Below are 15,606 nucleotides of genomic sequence, written 5' to 3'. Positions count from 1 at the left end.
TCACCATGAGCGCCGCACAGACCACGCCGACGAAGACCGGCTTCACCGATCGGGCCCTGAACTGGGTGGAGTGGGCGGGCAACAAGCTGCCCGAGCCATTCATGCTGTTCATGGTCCTGTTCGTGATCACCGGACTGGTCTCCACCGGGATGCAGATGGGAGGGGTGGTCGTCATCGTTCCCGGCTCGGAGGAGCCCACGGTGATCAAGGGCCTGTTCACCGGGGAGGGCATGGCCTGGCTGACCACCAACCTCGGCATCAACTACATCGGGTTCCCGCCGCTGGTCACCGTGATGCCGATCCTGCTCGCGATCGGCATCGCCCAGCACTCGGGCCTGCTCGCCGCCGGGATCCGCAAGCTGTTCGGCTCCTCGCCGGCGTGGCTGCTCCCGTACGTGGTGGGCTTCGTGGGCGTGATCTCCTCGATCATGGCCGACTCCGCCTTCGTGGTGGTCCCGCCGCTCGCGGCGCTCGTGTTCAAGGCGGCCGGCCGGCACCCCGTGGCCGGTCTGCTGGGCGGCTTCGCCGCCGCCGGCGCCGGCTACTCCACCAACATCTTCCCCACCTCGCTGGACGCCCTGTTCGCCGGCATCACCACCTCGGTGATGGAGGCGCTGCCCGGCTTCGAGTTCACCGCCGTGAACCCGGTGTCGAACTGGTTCTTCAACATCACCGCCTCGCTCATCCTGGGCTTCGTCGCGGGCTTCATCATCGACAAGCTCATCGAGCCCCGGCTGACGCGTCAGAACGTCCCCGTGGACGAGATCGGCGTCGAGGGCGCCGAGGACTCCGCGGACAGCGCCGAGCACATGCGCGCCGCCCTCACCCCGAAGGAGAACAAGGGACTGCTGGTCGCGGTGCTGGCGGGCGTCGTGCTCACCGCACTGATCCTGGTGGCCGTGCTGCCGGCGGGCTCCCCGTGGCGGAACGAGGAGGGCGGCTTCCTGCCCAAGTCCCCGCTGCTGAGCTCGATCGTGTTCATCGTGGTCGCGTACTTCATGGTGGTCGGCACCGCCTACGGCGTCATCGTCGGCACCCTGCGCAGCACCCGCGACGCGGTCCAGATGATGTCCGACGCGCTCAAGGAGATGCTGCCGTTCATCGTGCTGGCGTTCATCCTGGGCAACTTCATCTCGCTGTTCAACTGGTCCGGGATCGGCACCTGGATCGCGGTCACCGGCGCGGCGGGCCTCGAGAACGTGGGACTGACCGGCTTCGGTGCGGTGATCGGCTTCATCCTGCTGGCCAGCGTGCTGAACCTGTTCATCATCTCCGGCTCCGGCATGTGGGCGATCATGGGCGCCGTGTTCGTGCCGATGTTCGCGCTGATCGGCTACGAGCCCGCCTTCACCCAGGCCGCGTTCCGGGTGGGCGACTCCGCCACCCAGGTCATCACCCCGATGAACCCGTACATGATCGTGCTGCTGGGCATGCTGCGGAAGTACGAGCCGGGCGCGGGCCTGGGCACGCTGATGGCCCGGATGCTGCCGTTCGTCATCCCGTTCTGGGTGGTGTGGACGCTCATCCTCGCGGTGTTCTTCTTCTTCGACCTGCCCCTCGGCCCGGGCAACGGGATCTTCATGGGCTGAGGTGGGGCGATGGCCCGAGTCGTGGGTTCGGTACCGGGGCGGACATCGAGTCGTAGGTTCGGTACCGGGGAGGTCATCGAGTCGTAGGTTCGGTACCGGGGAGGTCATCGAGTCGTAGGTTCGGTACCGCTCAGCCCCTCTTTGCGGTACCGAAGCTACGACTCGTTGCGGTGCCTGCCCCGGTCCCGGTCCCTGCCCCGGTCCCGGTGTACTGCGCTGGGAGGGGGCGACGAGCGACCACGCTGCACGACCGCCTCCCGCAGAGCACAGCAGCTGGCCGCAGACCCGCAGACGGCGAGGATTCTCTTCCGGCACCCCGGCACCCCGGCACCCCGGCACCCCGGCACCCCGGCACCCCGGCACCCCGGCACCCCGGCGCCCCGGCCCGCTGGCCCCCGGCGAGCGGTGCGGCCGCCGTCAGCTGACGATGGCGGCGTGTCCCTGTCGGGCTTCGAGGAGGTGCTCGGGCGGGTAGGCGGTGATGCCGATGCTCTGGGCGCGCCCCGGGTCGGAGACCAGGATGTTCCCGTCGGCGTCCTCGCCCTGGGCGACCACGAAGTGGCCGTAGTCCGCGTCCTCGCCGAGCAGGGTGCCGTGGTGGATATGCAGGATCACGACCGAGCCGCGAGCGGCCGCCTCGAGCCCCTCCCGGTACTGGGCGCGCGTGGCGGTGCCCTCCGCCTCACGGATCCCCGTCTCGAGGTTCCCGAGATAGGCGCCGACGCAGTCGACGGTCTTGATCTCGGGCTCGCCCCAGGGTGAGATGCCGCAGCGGGCGCGCATCTCCATCACGGCGCGGGCGTTCCCGCCCGGCTCGGCGCCCGCGGTCCCCGGGACGTAGTGCTCGACCGTGCGGCCGGCGGCGACCATCGCGATCACGGCTGCGGCGGGGCCGCAGTTCTCCTTCTCCCAGGGGCCGGTGTCCTTCTGGTCGACGACCACGAGATCACTCGCAGCATGCGCCCGGGGATCGGCGAACAGACCGGCGGCGGCGGTCAGGCCGAGGAGGCCGAGGCCGCGGAGCGCGGCACGTCGATCGAGCGTGGTGTGCAGAGAACTGCTGGACATCCCGGAGACCTCCGAGGGGTGGACGAGGGCCGTGTGGAAGGGCCTGCGCAAGGGCTCCACGCTGGGCGAGGACGGCCGGTCCGGGCAAGTCCGGCGTGATCCTCCGCTCCTGTGGCCCGCGCCGCAGTCGGCCTGCGCACACCCCCGACCCCGGGCGTCCTCCCAGGTCAGCTGCGCTTCATGCCGGGGAGGGCGAGGCCTGCTCGTCCCCGGGCGCGGCGAGCTCGAGGGCGTGATGTGCACGACCGAAGGCCGCCACCTCCGCCGCCCGTCGGAAGCCGAGCTTCTCGAGCACGCGGAGCGAGGCGGGGTTGTCGACGTCGGCCAGGGCGACCAGCCGCGGCAGGCCGAGCGGGCCGAACGCCGCCGCGATGCACAGCCTCCCGGCCTCCGTCGCAAGGCCCCGGCCCCAGGCGCTGCGGGTCAGGGTGTAGCCGAGCTCGACGCCGTGCGCGGTGATCTCGAGCCCCGCGTCACCGATCAGCTCCCCGGTGCCATGGTCCACCACGGCCCAGCAGGCGAATCCGTGCTCGTGCTGGTGACGTCGGTAGCCCTCGATCATCTGCGCCGTCTCCTCACGCGAGACCGCACCGCCCTCACCCACGTGACGCATGACCTCCTCGTCCCCGTAGACGGCATGGGCCGCGTCGGCGTCGGCCGGCTCGAAGGGGCGCAGCAGCACACGGTCGCCGCGCAGCGGGAAGGACAGGGACGCGGAGGAGGGTGCGGAGGAGGGCATGGGGGAAGTGTGCGGGGCCCGTCGGCCGTGGTCAACGCGGTTCCTGCGGGACGGCTCGGGCTACCCTGACCGGGATGTCACGCGCCGCCTTCCTGCCTCCAGTGCTGCTCGGCCTCGTGGTCCTGCTGCTCGCGCAGCTGGTGGGCCTGGCCGTCTCGGCCCTGCTCGGCCTGCCCGTCCCCGGCGTGGTACTCGGGATCGTGCTGCTGGTCGTGCTCGGGATCCTGGGCCCCACCCGCGCCGTGGTGCGCGTCGCCGATCCGGCCGCGACCCCGCTGCTCGCGCATCTGCAGCTGCTGTTCGTGCCGCCCAGCGTGGGGATCGTCCTCGAGCTCGAGTCCCTCGCCGAGAACGCCCTGCCGCTCGCGCTCGCCGTGGGCGGCTCCTTCCTGGTGCCGCTGATCGTCTCCGGGATGGTCCTGCAGGCGCTGCTGCGCCAGCAGGACCGCCGCCGGGACCGGCGACAGGAGGAGGCGGCATGAGCACCCTCATCCACCTGCCCGTCTTCGGGCTCGCCCTGACCCTCACCGCGTATCTCGGGGCGTACTGGCTCCATCAGAGGCTCGGCCGGCCCGGCGTGCTCTCACCGGTGCTGGTCACCACCGCAGTCGTCGCCGCGGTCCTGCTGCTCACGGGGCTCCCGTACGAGGTCTATCTCGAGCAGGTCGCGCTGCTGACGATGCTGCTCGGGCCCGCCACGGTCGCCCTCGCCCTGCCGCTGCTGCGCAACGGGAAGGCGCTGCTCAGCTCGGCGCCCGCCGTGGTCGCGGCGCTCGCCGCAGGCGGAGTGCTCAGCATCGTCATCACGGTGGGGGTGCTGCGCGCGTTCGGCGTCGAGGACGACCTGCTCCGAGCCGCACTGCCCCGCTCGGTGACCTCCCCCGTGGGCCTGTCGATCGCCGAGGTGCTCCAGGCCTCCGTACCGCTCGCGGTGGTGCTCACGATGATCTCCGGCGTCCTGGGCGCGGTGGTCGGCCGGGCGCTGCTGAGCCTCGCGGGGGTGCGGGACGAGCGGGCGCGCGGCTTCGCGGTGGGCCTCACATCGCACGGTATCGGCACCTCCCGCGTGCTCGCGGATTCGACCGAGGCCGGGGGCTGGTCCAGCGCCGCCATGGTGCTGAATGCCCTGGTCATGACCATCGTGCTGCCGATCGTGGCGGCGCTCGTGACGAGCTGAGGCTCAGGCCCTCCGGGGCGCAGACTCCGAGGATCGGATTCCGAGCCTTGCGATGAGCCCCTCGACGCGGCCGCGGAGGTCACCACCGAGGAGGGGAGGGATCACCGAGGAGGGGCGGGTCAGCGGAGGTCGAGGAAGGTGCGCAGCTCCGCGAAGGCGGACGGGACCACTGAATAGTGCGCCCAGCGGCCCTTCTGCTCACGGGTCAGCAACCCGGCCTCGACCAGCTTCTTCATGTGGTGGCTCACGGTGGGCTGCGAGATCCCGAGCGGTTCGGCGAGATCGCACGCGCACACGTCCCCGCAGCCGCGCACCGCCACGTGGGAGAGCAGCTGGAGGCGCGTCGGATCCGAGAGCGCCTTCAACCGCAGCGCCAGGTGCTCCGCCTCTACGACGTCGATCAGGCCGGCGCCGAGCACGCAGCAGCCGTCGGCGGTCGAGGTCCCGGGCTCGCAGGACTCCGCAGGAGCCTCGGCGGAGGCCCTGATCGAGATGCTCACGGAGCGAGAGGCGGTGGAGGAGGACATGGACGCACCTTACATTGACGTTCGTCTATGCGACAGGCTAGCGTTCGCATCGACATCCGTCTATGGGAAGAGGCAGTGCTCGATATGACGACCCCCGACATGACGACCGAAGCGACCAGCGCACCCACCGGTGTGGTCGGGGAGATGTCGTTCCTGGACCGGTACCTGCCGGCCTGGATCCTGCTCGCGATGGGCCTCGGCCTGATGCTGGGACGCGTCGTCCCCGGGATCGCGCCCGCGCTCGAGTCCGTGAGCATCGCCGGGGTCTCGCTCCCGATCGCCGTGGGACTGCTGGTGATGATGTACCCCGTGCTCGCCAAGGTGCGCTACGACGAGACCCGCCGCATCAGCGCCGACCGTCGTCTGATGATCACCTCGCTCGTGCTGAACTGGATCGTCGGCCCGGCGCTCATGTTCGCCCTCGCGTGGATCTTCCTCGCCGACCTGCCCGAGTACCGCACCGGGCTGATCATCGTGGGCCTCGCCCGCTGCATCGCCATGGTGCTGATCTGGAACGATCTCGCCTGCGGCGACCGCGAGGCCGCCGCCGTGCTGGTCGCGATCAACTCCGTCTTCCAGGTCTTCGCCTTCGGCGTGCTCGGCTGGTTCTACCTGCAGGTGCTGCCCTCGTGGCTGGGCCTGTCCACCACCACGGTGGAGTTCTCGGTCGGCGCGATCGTGCTCAGCGTGCTGGTCTTCCTCGGCATCCCGCTGGTCGCCGGCTTCCTCACCCGGGTGCTCGGGGAGCGGGTCAAGGGCCGGGACTGGTACGAGAACCGGTTCCTGCCGCGTATCGGCCCGTTCGCCCTCTACGGCCTGCTGTTCACGATCGTGCTGCTGTTCGCCCTGCAGGGCGATGCGATCCTCTCCGCCCCGGTCGACGTGGCCCGCATCGCGCTGCCGCTGCTGGCCTACTTCGTGCTGATGTTCGTGGGCTCGCTGCTGCTCAGCCGCGCCGTGGGGATGGACTACGCGAAGTCCACCACCGTCGCCTTCACCGCCTCCGGCAACAACTTCGAGCTCGCGATCGCCGTCGCGATCGGCACCTTCGGCGTCACCTCCGGTCAGGCGCTCGCGGGCGTCGTCGGCCCCCTCATCGAGGTCCCCGTGCTGGTCGCCCTGGTCTACGTCTCACTGTGGATGGGCCGACGGCTCTTCCCCGGCGATCCCACCGTTCCCTCCTCCGCCCGCACCACCGCAGCCCCCGAGGAGATCCCCGCATGAGCGCCCCGTCCACCACCCCGTCCGTCCTGTTCGTCTGTGTGAAGAACGGCGGCAAGTCCCAGATGGCCGCCGCCCTCATGGAGGCCCGCGCCGCGGGCGCCGTCGAGGTGCACTCGGCCGGCACGAAGCCCGGCACCGCGGTCAACGCACTCTCCGCCGAGGTCGTCGCCGAGGTCGGAGGGGACATGAGCGCCGCCGTCACCAAGCCGATCGACCCCGCGCTGCTGGCCCGCGTGGACCGCGTCGTGGTGCTCGGCGAGGAGGCCGTGGTCGATCCCGTCCCCGACATGGCCGGGACGATCGACACCTGGGTCACCGACGAGCCCTCCGAGCGCGGCATCGAGGGCGCCGAGCGGATGCGCCTGGTGCGCGACGACATCGATCGCCGGGTGCAGGCGCTGCTCGCGGAGCTCACGGCCGACGATGGCTGAGCGCCCGGCGTACGCTGGCCCCCATGACGGCGACCTCCGACCACGACGCCTACATCGCCGAGCGCCCCGAGGCGTTCCGGCCCCTGCTGCAGGAGCTGCGCGCGACGCTGGCCCGCACCCTGTCCGAGGCGGAGGAGGTCGTGGCCTACGACATGCCGGGATTCCGGATCGACGGCATGATCGTCGGGGGCTATGCGGCGTTCACGAAGCAGTGCGGTCTGTACCTCCAGGCGGAGGCGCTCGTGGAGCACGCCGAGGAGATCGCGGCCGCTGGGCTCAAGGCGACGACGACGGGCATCACGTTCACGGCACGGAAGCCGATCCCGGAAGACCTCGTCGAGAAGCTCGCACTGGCCTCGCGGAGGGCCGCGGGAGTCTGACGCCCCGGACGGCGCCCGCTGAGCGATCAGGCTAGCGAGGCGTCCTCGAGCATCGCGTCGTACCCTGCCCGGTAGTCCGGCACCTCGAGATGCCCCAGCAGCTCGTGCAGCGCGGCGGCGTCCAGCACCGTGCCCGCACCAGGATCCGGGGAGACGCGGGGCGGGACGGGCACGCCGAGCCGCTGCGCGAGATGTGTGACGACCTCACCGAGCCTGGCGGGTGCGCCGTCGGCCGCATGGAGCAGCGCTGGCGGCTCGGGCGCCGACAGCAGCGCGACGATCGCCCGTGCCAGATCGACCTCGTGGATCCGGTTGGTGCGGCGGTCGTGCTCGACGGACCGCCCTTCCTGGACGGTTCTGATCAGGTGGTCACGGCCGGGGCCGTAGATCCCCGCGGGGCGCAGGTTCTCCCTGCCGGTGAGGATCTCGACGACGGCGGCGAACTGGCCGGTGAGGCTTAGCGACCGGCGCACCGCCCGAGGATCGGCGGTGACGTCGACGCCGTCGACGCGAGCGCTGCCGGCATCCGCCCTCAGGAGGGTGGCAGGATGCGGACGAGCGTGGTCTTGCCGGCGCCGTTGGAGCCGAGCAGGGCGAGGATGCTGCCGCGCGCGACCTCGAGGTCCACCCCCTTGAGCACCTCGAGCTCGCCGTAGGCCCTGTGCAGTCCCCGCACCTCGATGGCGGGGGTCGTTCTCTGCGAGGACGTCATGATCTGCCTCCTGTCCGAGGAGCCGTGACCCGCCCTGTGCGGGGGCTCCTGGTGCCAGGGTGCGGGATTGAGGCTTGATCAAGGTCAAGCCCCGATCCTGGTCGAGCCTCTCGGCGCGCCCCTCGAGGGCCCGGGCCTTCGCTGCGGCGACCGTCACATCATCGAGGGCGTCGGCCGCTCCGGAGCAGGCGTAGCATTCCGCGCGTGCCATCACATGGGCTGTTTCGGCCCTCCAGCATCGACCGACGACCGCGCCCCGCGCGGACCGTCTTCCTCGCCTTCGGCCTCTGCGCCGTCCTGGGGACGCTCCTGCTGATGCACCCTGCCGCCTCGACCGGCCCCGGCGGCGCCGGGGCGATGGAGGCGCTGTTCACCGCGGTCTCCTCGCTGTGCGTGACCGGGCTGATCGTGGTGGACACCCCCGTCTTCTGGACCGTCTTCGGGCAGGTCGTGATCCTCGCGCTGATCCAGCTCGGCGGCTTCGGCGTGATGACCTTCGCCTCCGTGGTGGGCATCGCCGTGGTGCGCAAGCTGTCCCTGCGCTCGAAGCTCACCGCCGCCGCGGAGGTCAAGAGCTTCGGCATCGAGGACGTGCGCACCCTCGTGATGAGCGTCGTGCGGATCTCTCTCGCCATCGAGGCGATCGCGGCGGCGATCCTCACCCTGCGCTTCGCGCTCACCTACGGCGAGACGTGGGGCCGGGCGCTGTGGCTGGGCGTCTTCCACTCGGTCTCCTCCTTCAACAACGCCGGCTTCGCGCTCTACAGCGACAGCCTCATGTCCTTCTGGGACGACCCCGTGGTGCTCCTGACCACGAGCGGCGCGACGGTGCTCGGCGGCCTCGGGTTCCCGGTGCTCATGCAGCTGATGAGGCACCTGGGCACCGTGCGCCTGTGGACCATGAACACCCGGATCGTCCTCGCCGCGACGCCGCTGCTGCTCGTGCTCGGCACCGTGTACATCACCGCGCTCGAGTGGGCGAACCCGGCCACCCTCGGCGGGATGCCCCCTCACCTGCGGATCCTCAACGGCTTCGCGATGTCCGCCCAGACCCGCACCGCGGGCTTCAACACCATCGACACCTCGGCCATGGACCCGGCGACCTGGCTGGGCATGGACCTGCTGATGTTCATCGGTGGTGGCCCCGCCGGCACCGCGGGCGGCATCAAGGTCACCACCTTCGCCGTGCTGTTCTTCCTCATGCTCGGCGAGCTGCGCGGCGCCGGAGCCGTCACGGTCTTCGGCAAGCGGCTCTCGCGAGCGGTGCACCGCCAGGCGATCACCGTCATCGTGATGGCGGTCGGCCTCGTGGTCGCCTCCACCGTCGCGATCATGCTCATGACCGACTACTCCCTCGACGAGATCCTGTTCGAGGTGGTCTCCGCCTTCGCGACCGTGGGCCTGTCCACCGGGATCACCGCGGACCTCCCCGTCGGCGCGCAGCTGATCCTCGTGGCGCTCATGTTCATCGGCCGACTGGGTCCGATCACCGTCGCCACGGGACTCGCCCTCCGCCGCCGCACACTCCTCTACGACCTCCCCAAGGAAAGGCCGATCATTGGCTAAGCACAGACTCTTCCGCACCGGTCCCTCCTCCGGCCCGACCTCCGAGAGATCGGTCGCGGTCATCGGCCTGGGCCGCTTCGGGCAGTCCCTCGCCCTCGAGCTCATGGACGAGGGCGCCGAGGTGCTCGGCATCGACGTGCGGGAGGACACCGTCCAGGCGCTCAACGGCAAGCTCACGCACGCCGTCGTCGCGGACGCCACCCAGGAGGAGGTGCTGCGCCAGCTCTCCCTCCCCGAGTTCGACCGCGTCGTCATCGCGATCGGCAGCGACATCCAGGCCAGCATCCTCGTCACCTCGCTGCTGCTGCGCTTCAGCATCCGCAAGATCTGGGCGAAGGCCGTGAGCGATCCGCACGGTCTGATCCTCGAGCAGCTCGGCATCTCGCACGTGATCTATCCGGAGAAGGACATGGGCCGCAGAGTCGCCCATATCGTGTTGGGCACGATGCAGGACTTCATCGAGATCGACACCGACTTCGCGATGGTCAAGACCGCGCTGAGCCCCGAGCTCGCCGGGACCCGGCTCGGCGACAGCGGCATCCGCCGCCGCTACGGGGTCACCGTCACCTCGGTGAAGCCCGTCGGTGCCGCCTGGCAGCCCGCCACCCAGGACACCGTCCTGCAGGAGGGGGACACCATCGTGGTCACCGGCCCCACGAAGCAGGCGGAGAAGTTCAGCCGGGCGATGTCCTGACATCTCCCGCGGGAGTGCACCCGGGCCCGAGACTCGAGCCCCTGCCCGGGCGCTCGGGATCTCCGACCAAAAGAGGATGCGCGGGCGCTGCCGCGCAGGCGAGGATGGATCGGAGGCGAGACCGTCACCGGGTCCGGCACCGAGGTGCGAGGACAGGATCTGTCCTCTCGCCGTCCTATTCTTCGTTCGAGACCCCGGCCGCTCACCCCGTCGGCCGGGCCGTTCCACCCTGCTCCGGGAGACCAACCCCATGCTCTGGACCCTGATCCGGCGCCACCTCCGGCCCTACCTGCCGCATGTGGCCGCCGTCGCCGTCCTCCAGCTCGCGACCGTGCTCGCGACCCTCTACCTGCCCAGCCTCAACGCCGACATCATCGACAACGGCGTCGCCACGGGAGACACCGACTACATCTGGCGCGTCGGCGGTGTGATGCTGATCGTCGCGATGGTGCAGGTGATCACCGCGATCGCCTCGGTGTGGTTCGGGGCGCGGGTCTCGATGGGCATGGGCCGGGACATCCGCCGCTCCGTCTACACGCGCGTGGACCGCTTCTCCACCGAGGAGATGGGCCGCTACGGCGCCCCTACCCTGATCACCCGTGCCACCAATGACGTCCAGCAGGTGCAGATGCTGGTGCTGATGACCCTGAACTTCATGGTCATGGTGCCGATCATGTCCATCGGCGGGATCATCATGGCGATCCAGGAGGATCCGGGGCTGTCCTGGCTGGTGTGGGTGTCCGTGCCGGTGCTGATGGTGATCGTGGGCTTCCTGGTCAAGGAGCTGATGCCGCTGTTCCAGCGGATGCAGGACAACATCGACTCGATCAACTCCGTGATGCGTGAGCAGATCATGGGCATCCGCGTGGTGCGGGCCTTCGTGCGCGAGCGGCACGAGACCGCCCGCTTCGAGAGCGCGAACGCCACCCTCACCGACACCTCGGTGCGGATCGGCCGGCTGTTCGTGATCATGGGCCCGGCCATCACCGTCGTGCTCCACCTCGCGACCGCCGCCGTGCTCTGGTTCGGCGGCCACCGCGTGGATGCGGGGCTGGTCGAGGTGGGCGCGCTGACCGCCTTCATGCAGTACCTGCTGCAGATCCTGATGGCCGTCATGATGGGCACCTTCATGTTCATGATGTTCCCGCGCGCGATCATCAGCGGCAGGCGCATCGGGGAGGTCCTCGAGACCACCCCCACCCTCGCCGAGCCCGCCCAGCCCGTCGCCCTCCAGGTGACCGGCGGCGGCGCGACCGTGGAGTTCCGCGACGTCACCTTCGCCTACCCCGGCGCCGAATCGCCGGTGCTCGACGGTGTCTCCTTCACCGCCGAGGCCGGGAAGACCACCGCCATCATCGGCTCCACGGGCTCGGGCAAGACCACCCTGGTCAGCCTCATCCCGCGCCTGCACGACGCGACCAGCGGCCAGGTGCTGCTGGACGGCGTCCCCGTCACCGACCTGGCCCGCGCCACGATCTCGCGCGCGGTGGGCCTCGTGCCCCAGAAGCCCTATCTGTTCTCCGGCACCATCGCCCACAACCTCCGCTTCGGGGATCCGACGGCCGACGACGACCAGCTGTGGCGCGCGCTCGACGTCGCCCAGGGCACCGAGTTCGTCACGGACCGCAGCACCGGCGAGGGCCAGAGCGCGGCGACCGGCCTCGAGTCGACCGTCTCCCAGGGCGGCACCAACGTCTCCGGCGGCCAGCGCCAGCGCCTGTGCATCGCCCGCACCCTGGTCGCCGCTCCCCGGGTGTACGTCTTCGACGACTCCTTCTCGGCGCTCGACGTCACCACCGACGCGAAGGTCCGCGAGGGCCTCGCGAAGAACACTCAGGGCGCGACCACCCTCATCGTCGCCCAGCGCATCTCCACCATCACCTCCGCGGATCAGATCCTGGTGCTCGAGGAGGGCAGAGTGGTGGGCCGCGGCACCCATGAGGAGCTGCTGGTCAGCTCGCAGACCTACCGGGAGATCGTCGATTCCCAGATCACCGCGGAGGCGACGGCATGAGCGAGAAGAAGAACTCCACGAAGAAGCAGGACGGCAGCACCGCCGAGCTCACCGAATCCGAGATCCTCGAGATGCAGGACTCGATGAGCAGCGAATGGGGCGAGTCCGCACCCCGCAAGGCCAAGGCCTTCTGGCCCTCCGCGCTGCGACTGGCGGGGACCTTCGCCGATCACAAGCTGGGCCTCACGGTGGTGCTCGCCTTCGGTATCATCTCGACTGTGCTCACGGTCTGGGCACCCACCATCCTCGGCGACGCGATGGACGTCATCTTCGACGGCTTCCTCACCGGGGAGGGCGTCGCCTTCGACGCCCTCGGCCGCCTGCTGCTGATAGTGCTGGGCATGTACCTGGTCGCCGCACTGTTCGACTGGCTGCAGGGCCGGCTGCTGAACGACGTGGTCATGAAGATCGTCTACGTGCTGCGCGAGAAGATCGAGGCGAAGGTCAACCGCCTGCCGCTGTCCTACTTCGACACGCGCCAGCGCGGCGACCTGCTCTCCCGCACCACCAACGACGTCGACAACGTCCAGACCGCCCTCCAGCAGGCCTTCGCGTCTCTGGTCTATGCGGTGCTGACCATTGTGGGCATCACGATCATGATGTTCTGGCTGTCCTGGCAGCTGGCGCTGATCGCCCTGGTCGCCCAGCCGATCTCCGCCGTGGTCATCGGCCTCATCGGCGCGAAGTCCCAGAAGCTGTTCACGGCGCAGTGGCGCAACACCGGGCGCCTGAACGGGCACGTCGAGGAGTCCTTCACCGGCCACGACCTGGTGACCGTCTTCGACCGCCAGGACTCGATGCGCGAGCAGTTCGACGAGCGCAACGAGGAGCTGTGGGAAGCCTCATTCAAGGCCCAGTTCTACTCTGGCATGATCATGCCGATCATGCAGTGGGTGACCTACCTCGGCTACGTCGGCATCGCCGTGGTGGGCGGTCTGCGGATCGCCGCCGGGCAGATGTCGCTCGGCCAGGTCACCGCCTTCATCCAGTACTCCCGCGAGTTCAACGCACCGCTGGGCGAGGTGGCGGGGATGGCGAACATGCTGATCTCCGGCGTCGCCTCCGCGGAGCGGATCTTCGAGCTGCTGGACGCCGAGGAGCAGGAGGCCGACGGGGAGATCACCGAGCCGTCCGGAACGGACGCCGGAGCGATCGGCGCCGACAGTGCGACCGCAGCCGACAGTGCGGCCGGAGCTGGTGGGGCGGTCGCACCGCGCCGCCGGATCGAGCGCGCCGAGCTCACCGGTCCCACCCGTGGCCGCATCGAGTTCGATCACGTCGCCTTCTCCTACACCCCGGAGAAGCCGCTGATCACCGACCTGTCGTTGGTCGCGGAACCCGGACAGACGATCGCGATCGTCGGCCCCACGGGTGCCGGGAAGACCACCCTGGTGAACCTCATCATGCGGTTCTACGAGATCGACGCCGGGCAGATCCGCCTGGACGGCGTGGACATCCGGGCTCTGGACCGCGGCGCCGTGCGCTCGCGCGTGGGCATGGTGCTGCAGGACGCGGTGCTGTTCGGCGGCACCATCCGTGAGAACATCCGCTACGGTCGCCTCGAGGCGAGCGACGAGGAGGTGGCCGCCGCCGCGACCGCGACCTTCGTGGACCGCTTCGTGCACACCCTCCCCGACGGCTACGACACCCTCATCGAGGACGAGGGCGCGAACGTCTCCGCCGGTGAGCGGCAGCTGATCACCATCGCCCGCGCCTTCCTCGCCGACCCTGCACTGCTGATCCTCGACGAGGCCACCTCCTCCGTGGACACCCGCACCGAGGTGCTGGTGCAGGAGGCGATGGCGGCGCTGCGCAGCGACCGCACCAGCTTCGTGATCGCCCACCGCCTCTCCACCATCCGTGACGCGGACGTGATCCTGGTGATGGAGCACGGCGACATCGTCGAGCAGGGCTCCCACGACGTGCTGCTCGAGGCCGAGGGCGCCTATCACCGGCTCTACTGGTCGCAGTTCGCGGCGGGCACGGACCCTGATGCGGACGACGCGGTGGTCGTGGGATCCATGACCGTCACCGGTGCGATCCCCGAGGTCGCCGCGACGCGGGATGGTGCGGGGGCGGCACCTGCTGAGACCGGGGAGCTCCCGGCGGCCGGAGCCTAGCTCGGCGCCGCCCCAGCGCCACCCGGTGCCGGCCCGGTGACGGTCAGATTTTGTGACCGTGAGGACCGATGGTGACATGCGCATGAGTCGTCACCGGCGCAATAGTCTCGGTCTGGCAGGGCTGGCTGGGCTGGGCTGGCTGGGCAGGGCTGGGGTGGGCGGGTGCTGGCCCAGCGGGTAGCGTCGGGCCATGGACGTCACGATCATCGGGGGCGGCATCGCCGGCCTCGCCCTCGCCCACGAACTCGCCCCCGACCACGATGTCACCGTGCTGGAATCTTCCCCGGGCCCGCGCGGCGGCGGCTACATGATCGACTTCTTCGGCCCCGGCTTCTACGCCGCGGAGCGGATGGGCATCCTCGAGGAGCTCCGCTCCCGGGGACATGAGTTCGAGGGCGTGCGCTACGGGACGCCTGACGGAGTCGACTCCGGCCGCATCGACGTCGGCCCCCTGGTCGAGGCGGCGGGCGGCCGCTACTTCTCGATCCTGCGTCCCGAGGTGGAGCTGGGGCTGCTCTCGGTGCTGCCGGCTTCGGTGGATCTGCGCTACGGCGCGCAGGTCGTGGCGGTGCGCGATGCCGGGCTCGAGGGCGCGGCCCGTGCCCGCCGCGCCGTGGTCGAGCTCGCGGATGGCACCACCCTGGACTCCGATCTGGTGGTGGCCTGTGACGGGGTGCGCTCCCCGGTGCGGGAGCAGGTCTCGCCCGGCCACGGGGCGATCGTGCCGATGGGCTACCGGGTCGCGAGCTACCTCTACGAGGATCCGGAACTCGCCGCCGACCTGGGGGAGCGGATGCTGATGACCGATACCGTGCGGCGCGTCGGCTGGGCGTATGCGGCCGACGACACCCGCGTCGGCGTGATGCTCGCCGAGCGCGTCGAGGGCGCGGGCACGAAGCGTCCCGAGCCGGACCGGGAACGGCTCCAGCGGGACTTCACGGGGCTGCACCCGCAGGTGGACCGGGCCCTGGCCCATGCCCCGGAGAGCTTCTACGACGACCTCGTCGCCCAGGCGATCGCGCCGCGCTGGAGCCGTGGCCGGATTGCGCTGGCCGGGGACGCCGCGCACGCCCCGTCCCTGCTGGCGGGCCAGGGCACCTCGGTCGCGATCGCCGGAGCGGAGGCGCTGGCCCGGAGCCTGCGCGCGACGGGCCCGCACGTCGAAGCGGGGCTGGCGGAGTACGAGCGACGGTGGCGGCCGACGGTCGAGAAGGTGCAGCGTTCGGGGCGGCGCAGCGCCTCGTTCTTCACTCCATCCAGCCCCGCGCAGCTGAGGCTGCAGCAGATCGGCCGTCGCACGCTCGGCCTGCCGGGCGTGAGCCGCCTGGTGGCGCGGACCTTCATCGCCGCCTGAGGCCGGGCGGG

14 protein-coding genes and 1 pseudogene are annotated in these 15,606 nt (G+C 70.4%); 11 read left to right on the top strand and 4 right to left on the bottom strand.

Annotation, left to right across the window (positions count from 1 at the left end; all coding sequences use genetic code 11):
• Positions 1 to 5: 5 nt before the first annotated feature.
• On the top strand, positions 6 to 1,589 hold the full coding sequence (locus tag ACT3SQ_RS10350; RefSeq protein WP_444601117.1) for an AbgT family transporter: 1,584 nt from the start codon (positions 6 to 8) through the stop codon (positions 1,587 to 1,589).
• A gap of 417 nt (positions 1,590 to 2,006) precedes the next feature.
• Here ACT3SQ_RS10350 and ACT3SQ_RS10345 read toward each other — a convergent pair whose 3' ends face one another.
• The gene (locus ACT3SQ_RS10345) at positions 2,007 to 2,657 is read right to left on the bottom strand and encodes a hypothetical protein (protein ID WP_442331970.1); all 651 of its coding nucleotides are present in this window, start codon (positions 2,655 to 2,657) and stop codon (positions 2,007 to 2,009) included.
• A 178-nt stretch (positions 2,658 to 2,835) separates the two neighbouring features.
• Positions 2,836 to 3,396: a GNAT family N-acetyltransferase gene (locus tag ACT3SQ_RS10340; protein WP_441446284.1), complete on the bottom strand. Its 561-nt coding sequence runs from the start codon at positions 3,394 to 3,396 to the stop codon at positions 2,836 to 2,838.
• A 74-nt stretch (positions 3,397 to 3,470) separates the two neighbouring features.
• On the opposite strand from ACT3SQ_RS10340, the gene ACT3SQ_RS10335 reads away from it, so the two are divergent.
• Both ACT3SQ_RS10335 and ACT3SQ_RS10330 read left to right on the top strand, forming a co-directional pair.
• On the top strand, positions 3,471 to 3,878 hold the full coding sequence (locus ACT3SQ_RS10335; RefSeq protein ID WP_441446285.1) for a CidA/LrgA family protein: 408 nt from the start codon (positions 3,471 to 3,473) through the stop codon (positions 3,876 to 3,878).
• Positions 3,875 to 4,573: an LrgB family protein gene (locus ACT3SQ_RS10330; protein ID WP_441446286.1), complete on the top strand. Its 699-nt coding sequence runs from the start codon at positions 3,875 to 3,877 to the stop codon at positions 4,571 to 4,573. Before ACT3SQ_RS10335 ends, ACT3SQ_RS10330 begins: the two co-directional genes overlap by 4 nt.
• A 119-nt stretch (positions 4,574 to 4,692) precedes the next feature.
• Here ACT3SQ_RS10330 and ACT3SQ_RS10325 read toward each other — a convergent pair whose 3' ends face one another.
• A complete protein-coding gene (locus ACT3SQ_RS10325; RefSeq protein WP_441446287.1) occupies positions 4,693 to 5,100 on the bottom strand; it encodes an ArsR/SmtB family transcription factor in 408 nt (135 codons plus the stop codon).
• A gap of 84 nt (positions 5,101 to 5,184) precedes the next feature.
• Between ACT3SQ_RS10325 and arsB the strand changes: the two genes are divergently transcribed.
• The 3 genes from arsB to ACT3SQ_RS10310 are packed head-to-tail and all read left to right on the top strand — an operon-like array spanning position 5,185 to position 7,135.
• Positions 5,185 to 6,324, top strand: a complete 1,140-nt coding sequence (arsB, locus tag ACT3SQ_RS10320) for an ACR3 family arsenite efflux transporter (protein WP_441446288.1) — start codon at positions 5,185 to 5,187, stop codon at positions 6,322 to 6,324.
• Positions 6,321 to 6,755: an arsenate-mycothiol transferase ArsC gene (locus ACT3SQ_RS10315; protein WP_442331971.1), complete on the top strand. Its 435-nt coding sequence runs from the start codon at positions 6,321 to 6,323 to the stop codon at positions 6,753 to 6,755. The genes arsB and ACT3SQ_RS10315 overlap by 4 nt, the downstream gene beginning before the upstream one ends.
• Before the next feature lie 23 nt (positions 6,756 to 6,778).
• Positions 6,779 to 7,135 (top strand): iron chaperone, encoded by a 357-nt coding sequence (locus ACT3SQ_RS10310; protein ID WP_444601116.1) that lies wholly within the window; start codon positions 6,779 to 6,781, stop codon positions 7,133 to 7,135.
• 26 nt (positions 7,136 to 7,161) lie between these two features.
• Here the strand turns inward: ACT3SQ_RS10310 and ACT3SQ_RS10305 are convergent.
• Positions 7,162 to 7,847, bottom strand: a pseudogene (locus tag ACT3SQ_RS10305) (ATP-binding cassette domain-containing protein).
• 204 nt (positions 7,848 to 8,051) lie between these two features.
• Here ACT3SQ_RS10305 and ACT3SQ_RS10300 point away from each other — a divergent pair.
• The 5 genes from ACT3SQ_RS10300 (at position 8,052) to ACT3SQ_RS10280 (ending at position 15,595) form a co-directional block, all read left to right on the top strand.
• A complete protein-coding gene (locus tag ACT3SQ_RS10300) occupies positions 8,052 to 9,413 on the top strand; it encodes a TrkH family potassium uptake protein (RefSeq protein WP_441446291.1) in 1,362 nt (453 codons plus the stop codon).
• Positions 9,406 to 10,107 (top strand): potassium channel family protein, encoded by a 702-nt coding sequence (locus tag ACT3SQ_RS10295; protein ID WP_442331972.1) that lies wholly within the window; start codon positions 9,406 to 9,408, stop codon positions 10,105 to 10,107. Before ACT3SQ_RS10300 ends, ACT3SQ_RS10295 begins: the two co-directional genes overlap by 8 nt.
• Before the next feature lie 250 nt (positions 10,108 to 10,357).
• Positions 10,358 to 12,121, top strand: a complete 1,764-nt coding sequence (locus ACT3SQ_RS10290) for an ABC transporter ATP-binding protein (protein WP_441445325.1) — start codon at positions 10,358 to 10,360, stop codon at positions 12,119 to 12,121.
• Positions 12,118 to 14,241, top strand: coding sequence for an ABC transporter ATP-binding protein (locus ACT3SQ_RS10285; RefSeq protein ID WP_444601115.1), 2,124 nt, complete (start codon positions 12,118 to 12,120; stop codon positions 14,239 to 14,241). Before ACT3SQ_RS10290 ends, ACT3SQ_RS10285 begins: the two co-directional genes overlap by 4 nt.
• Before the next feature lie 190 nt (positions 14,242 to 14,431).
• Complete coding sequence (locus ACT3SQ_RS10280; RefSeq protein ID WP_444601114.1) at positions 14,432 to 15,595, top strand: FAD-dependent oxidoreductase; 1,164 nt, start codon at positions 14,432 to 14,434, stop codon at positions 15,593 to 15,595.
• Positions 15,596 to 15,606: the final 11 nt, after the last annotated feature.

The sequence above is a fragment of the Brachybacterium sp. AOP42-C2-15 genome (assembly GCF_052377065.1).
Taxonomy (GTDB): domain Bacteria; phylum Actinomycetota; class Actinomycetes; order Actinomycetales; family Dermabacteraceae; genus Brachybacterium.
Note: the sequence above shows the minus strand (reverse complement) of the source record. Positions and strands in the feature narration are given on the sequence as shown.

Coding starts and splice junctions, on each gene's coding strand:
- ACT3SQ_RS10350 (WP_444601117.1), top strand. CDS start 6: ATGAGCGCCGCACAGACCACGCCGACGAAGACCGGCTTCACCGATCGG.
- ACT3SQ_RS10345 (WP_442331970.1), bottom strand. CDS start 2,657: ATGTCCAGCAGTTCTCTGCACACCACGCTCGATCGACGTGCCGCGCTC.
- ACT3SQ_RS10340 (WP_441446284.1), bottom strand. CDS start 3,396: ATGCCCTCCTCCGCACCCTCCTCCGCGTCCCTGTCCTTCCCGCTGCGC.
- ACT3SQ_RS10335 (WP_441446285.1), top strand. CDS start 3,471: ATGTCACGCGCCGCCTTCCTGCCTCCAGTGCTGCTCGGCCTCGTGGTC.
- ACT3SQ_RS10330 (WP_441446286.1), top strand. CDS start 3,875: ATGAGCACCCTCATCCACCTGCCCGTCTTCGGGCTCGCCCTGACCCTC.
- ACT3SQ_RS10325 (WP_441446287.1), bottom strand. CDS start 5,100: ATGTCCTCCTCCACCGCCTCTCGCTCCGTGAGCATCTCGATCAGGGCC.
- arsB (WP_441446288.1), top strand. CDS start 5,185: ATGACGACCCCCGACATGACGACCGAAGCGACCAGCGCACCCACCGGT.
- ACT3SQ_RS10315 (WP_442331971.1), top strand. CDS start 6,321: ATGAGCGCCCCGTCCACCACCCCGTCCGTCCTGTTCGTCTGTGTGAAG.
- ACT3SQ_RS10310 (WP_444601116.1), top strand. CDS start 6,779: ATGACGGCGACCTCCGACCACGACGCCTACATCGCCGAGCGCCCCGAG.
- ACT3SQ_RS10290 (WP_441445325.1), top strand. CDS start 10,358: ATGCTCTGGACCCTGATCCGGCGCCACCTCCGGCCCTACCTGCCGCAT.
- ACT3SQ_RS10285 (WP_444601115.1), top strand. CDS start 12,118: ATGAGCGAGAAGAAGAACTCCACGAAGAAGCAGGACGGCAGCACCGCC.
- ACT3SQ_RS10280 (WP_444601114.1), top strand. CDS start 14,432: ATGGACGTCACGATCATCGGGGGCGGCATCGCCGGCCTCGCCCTCGCC.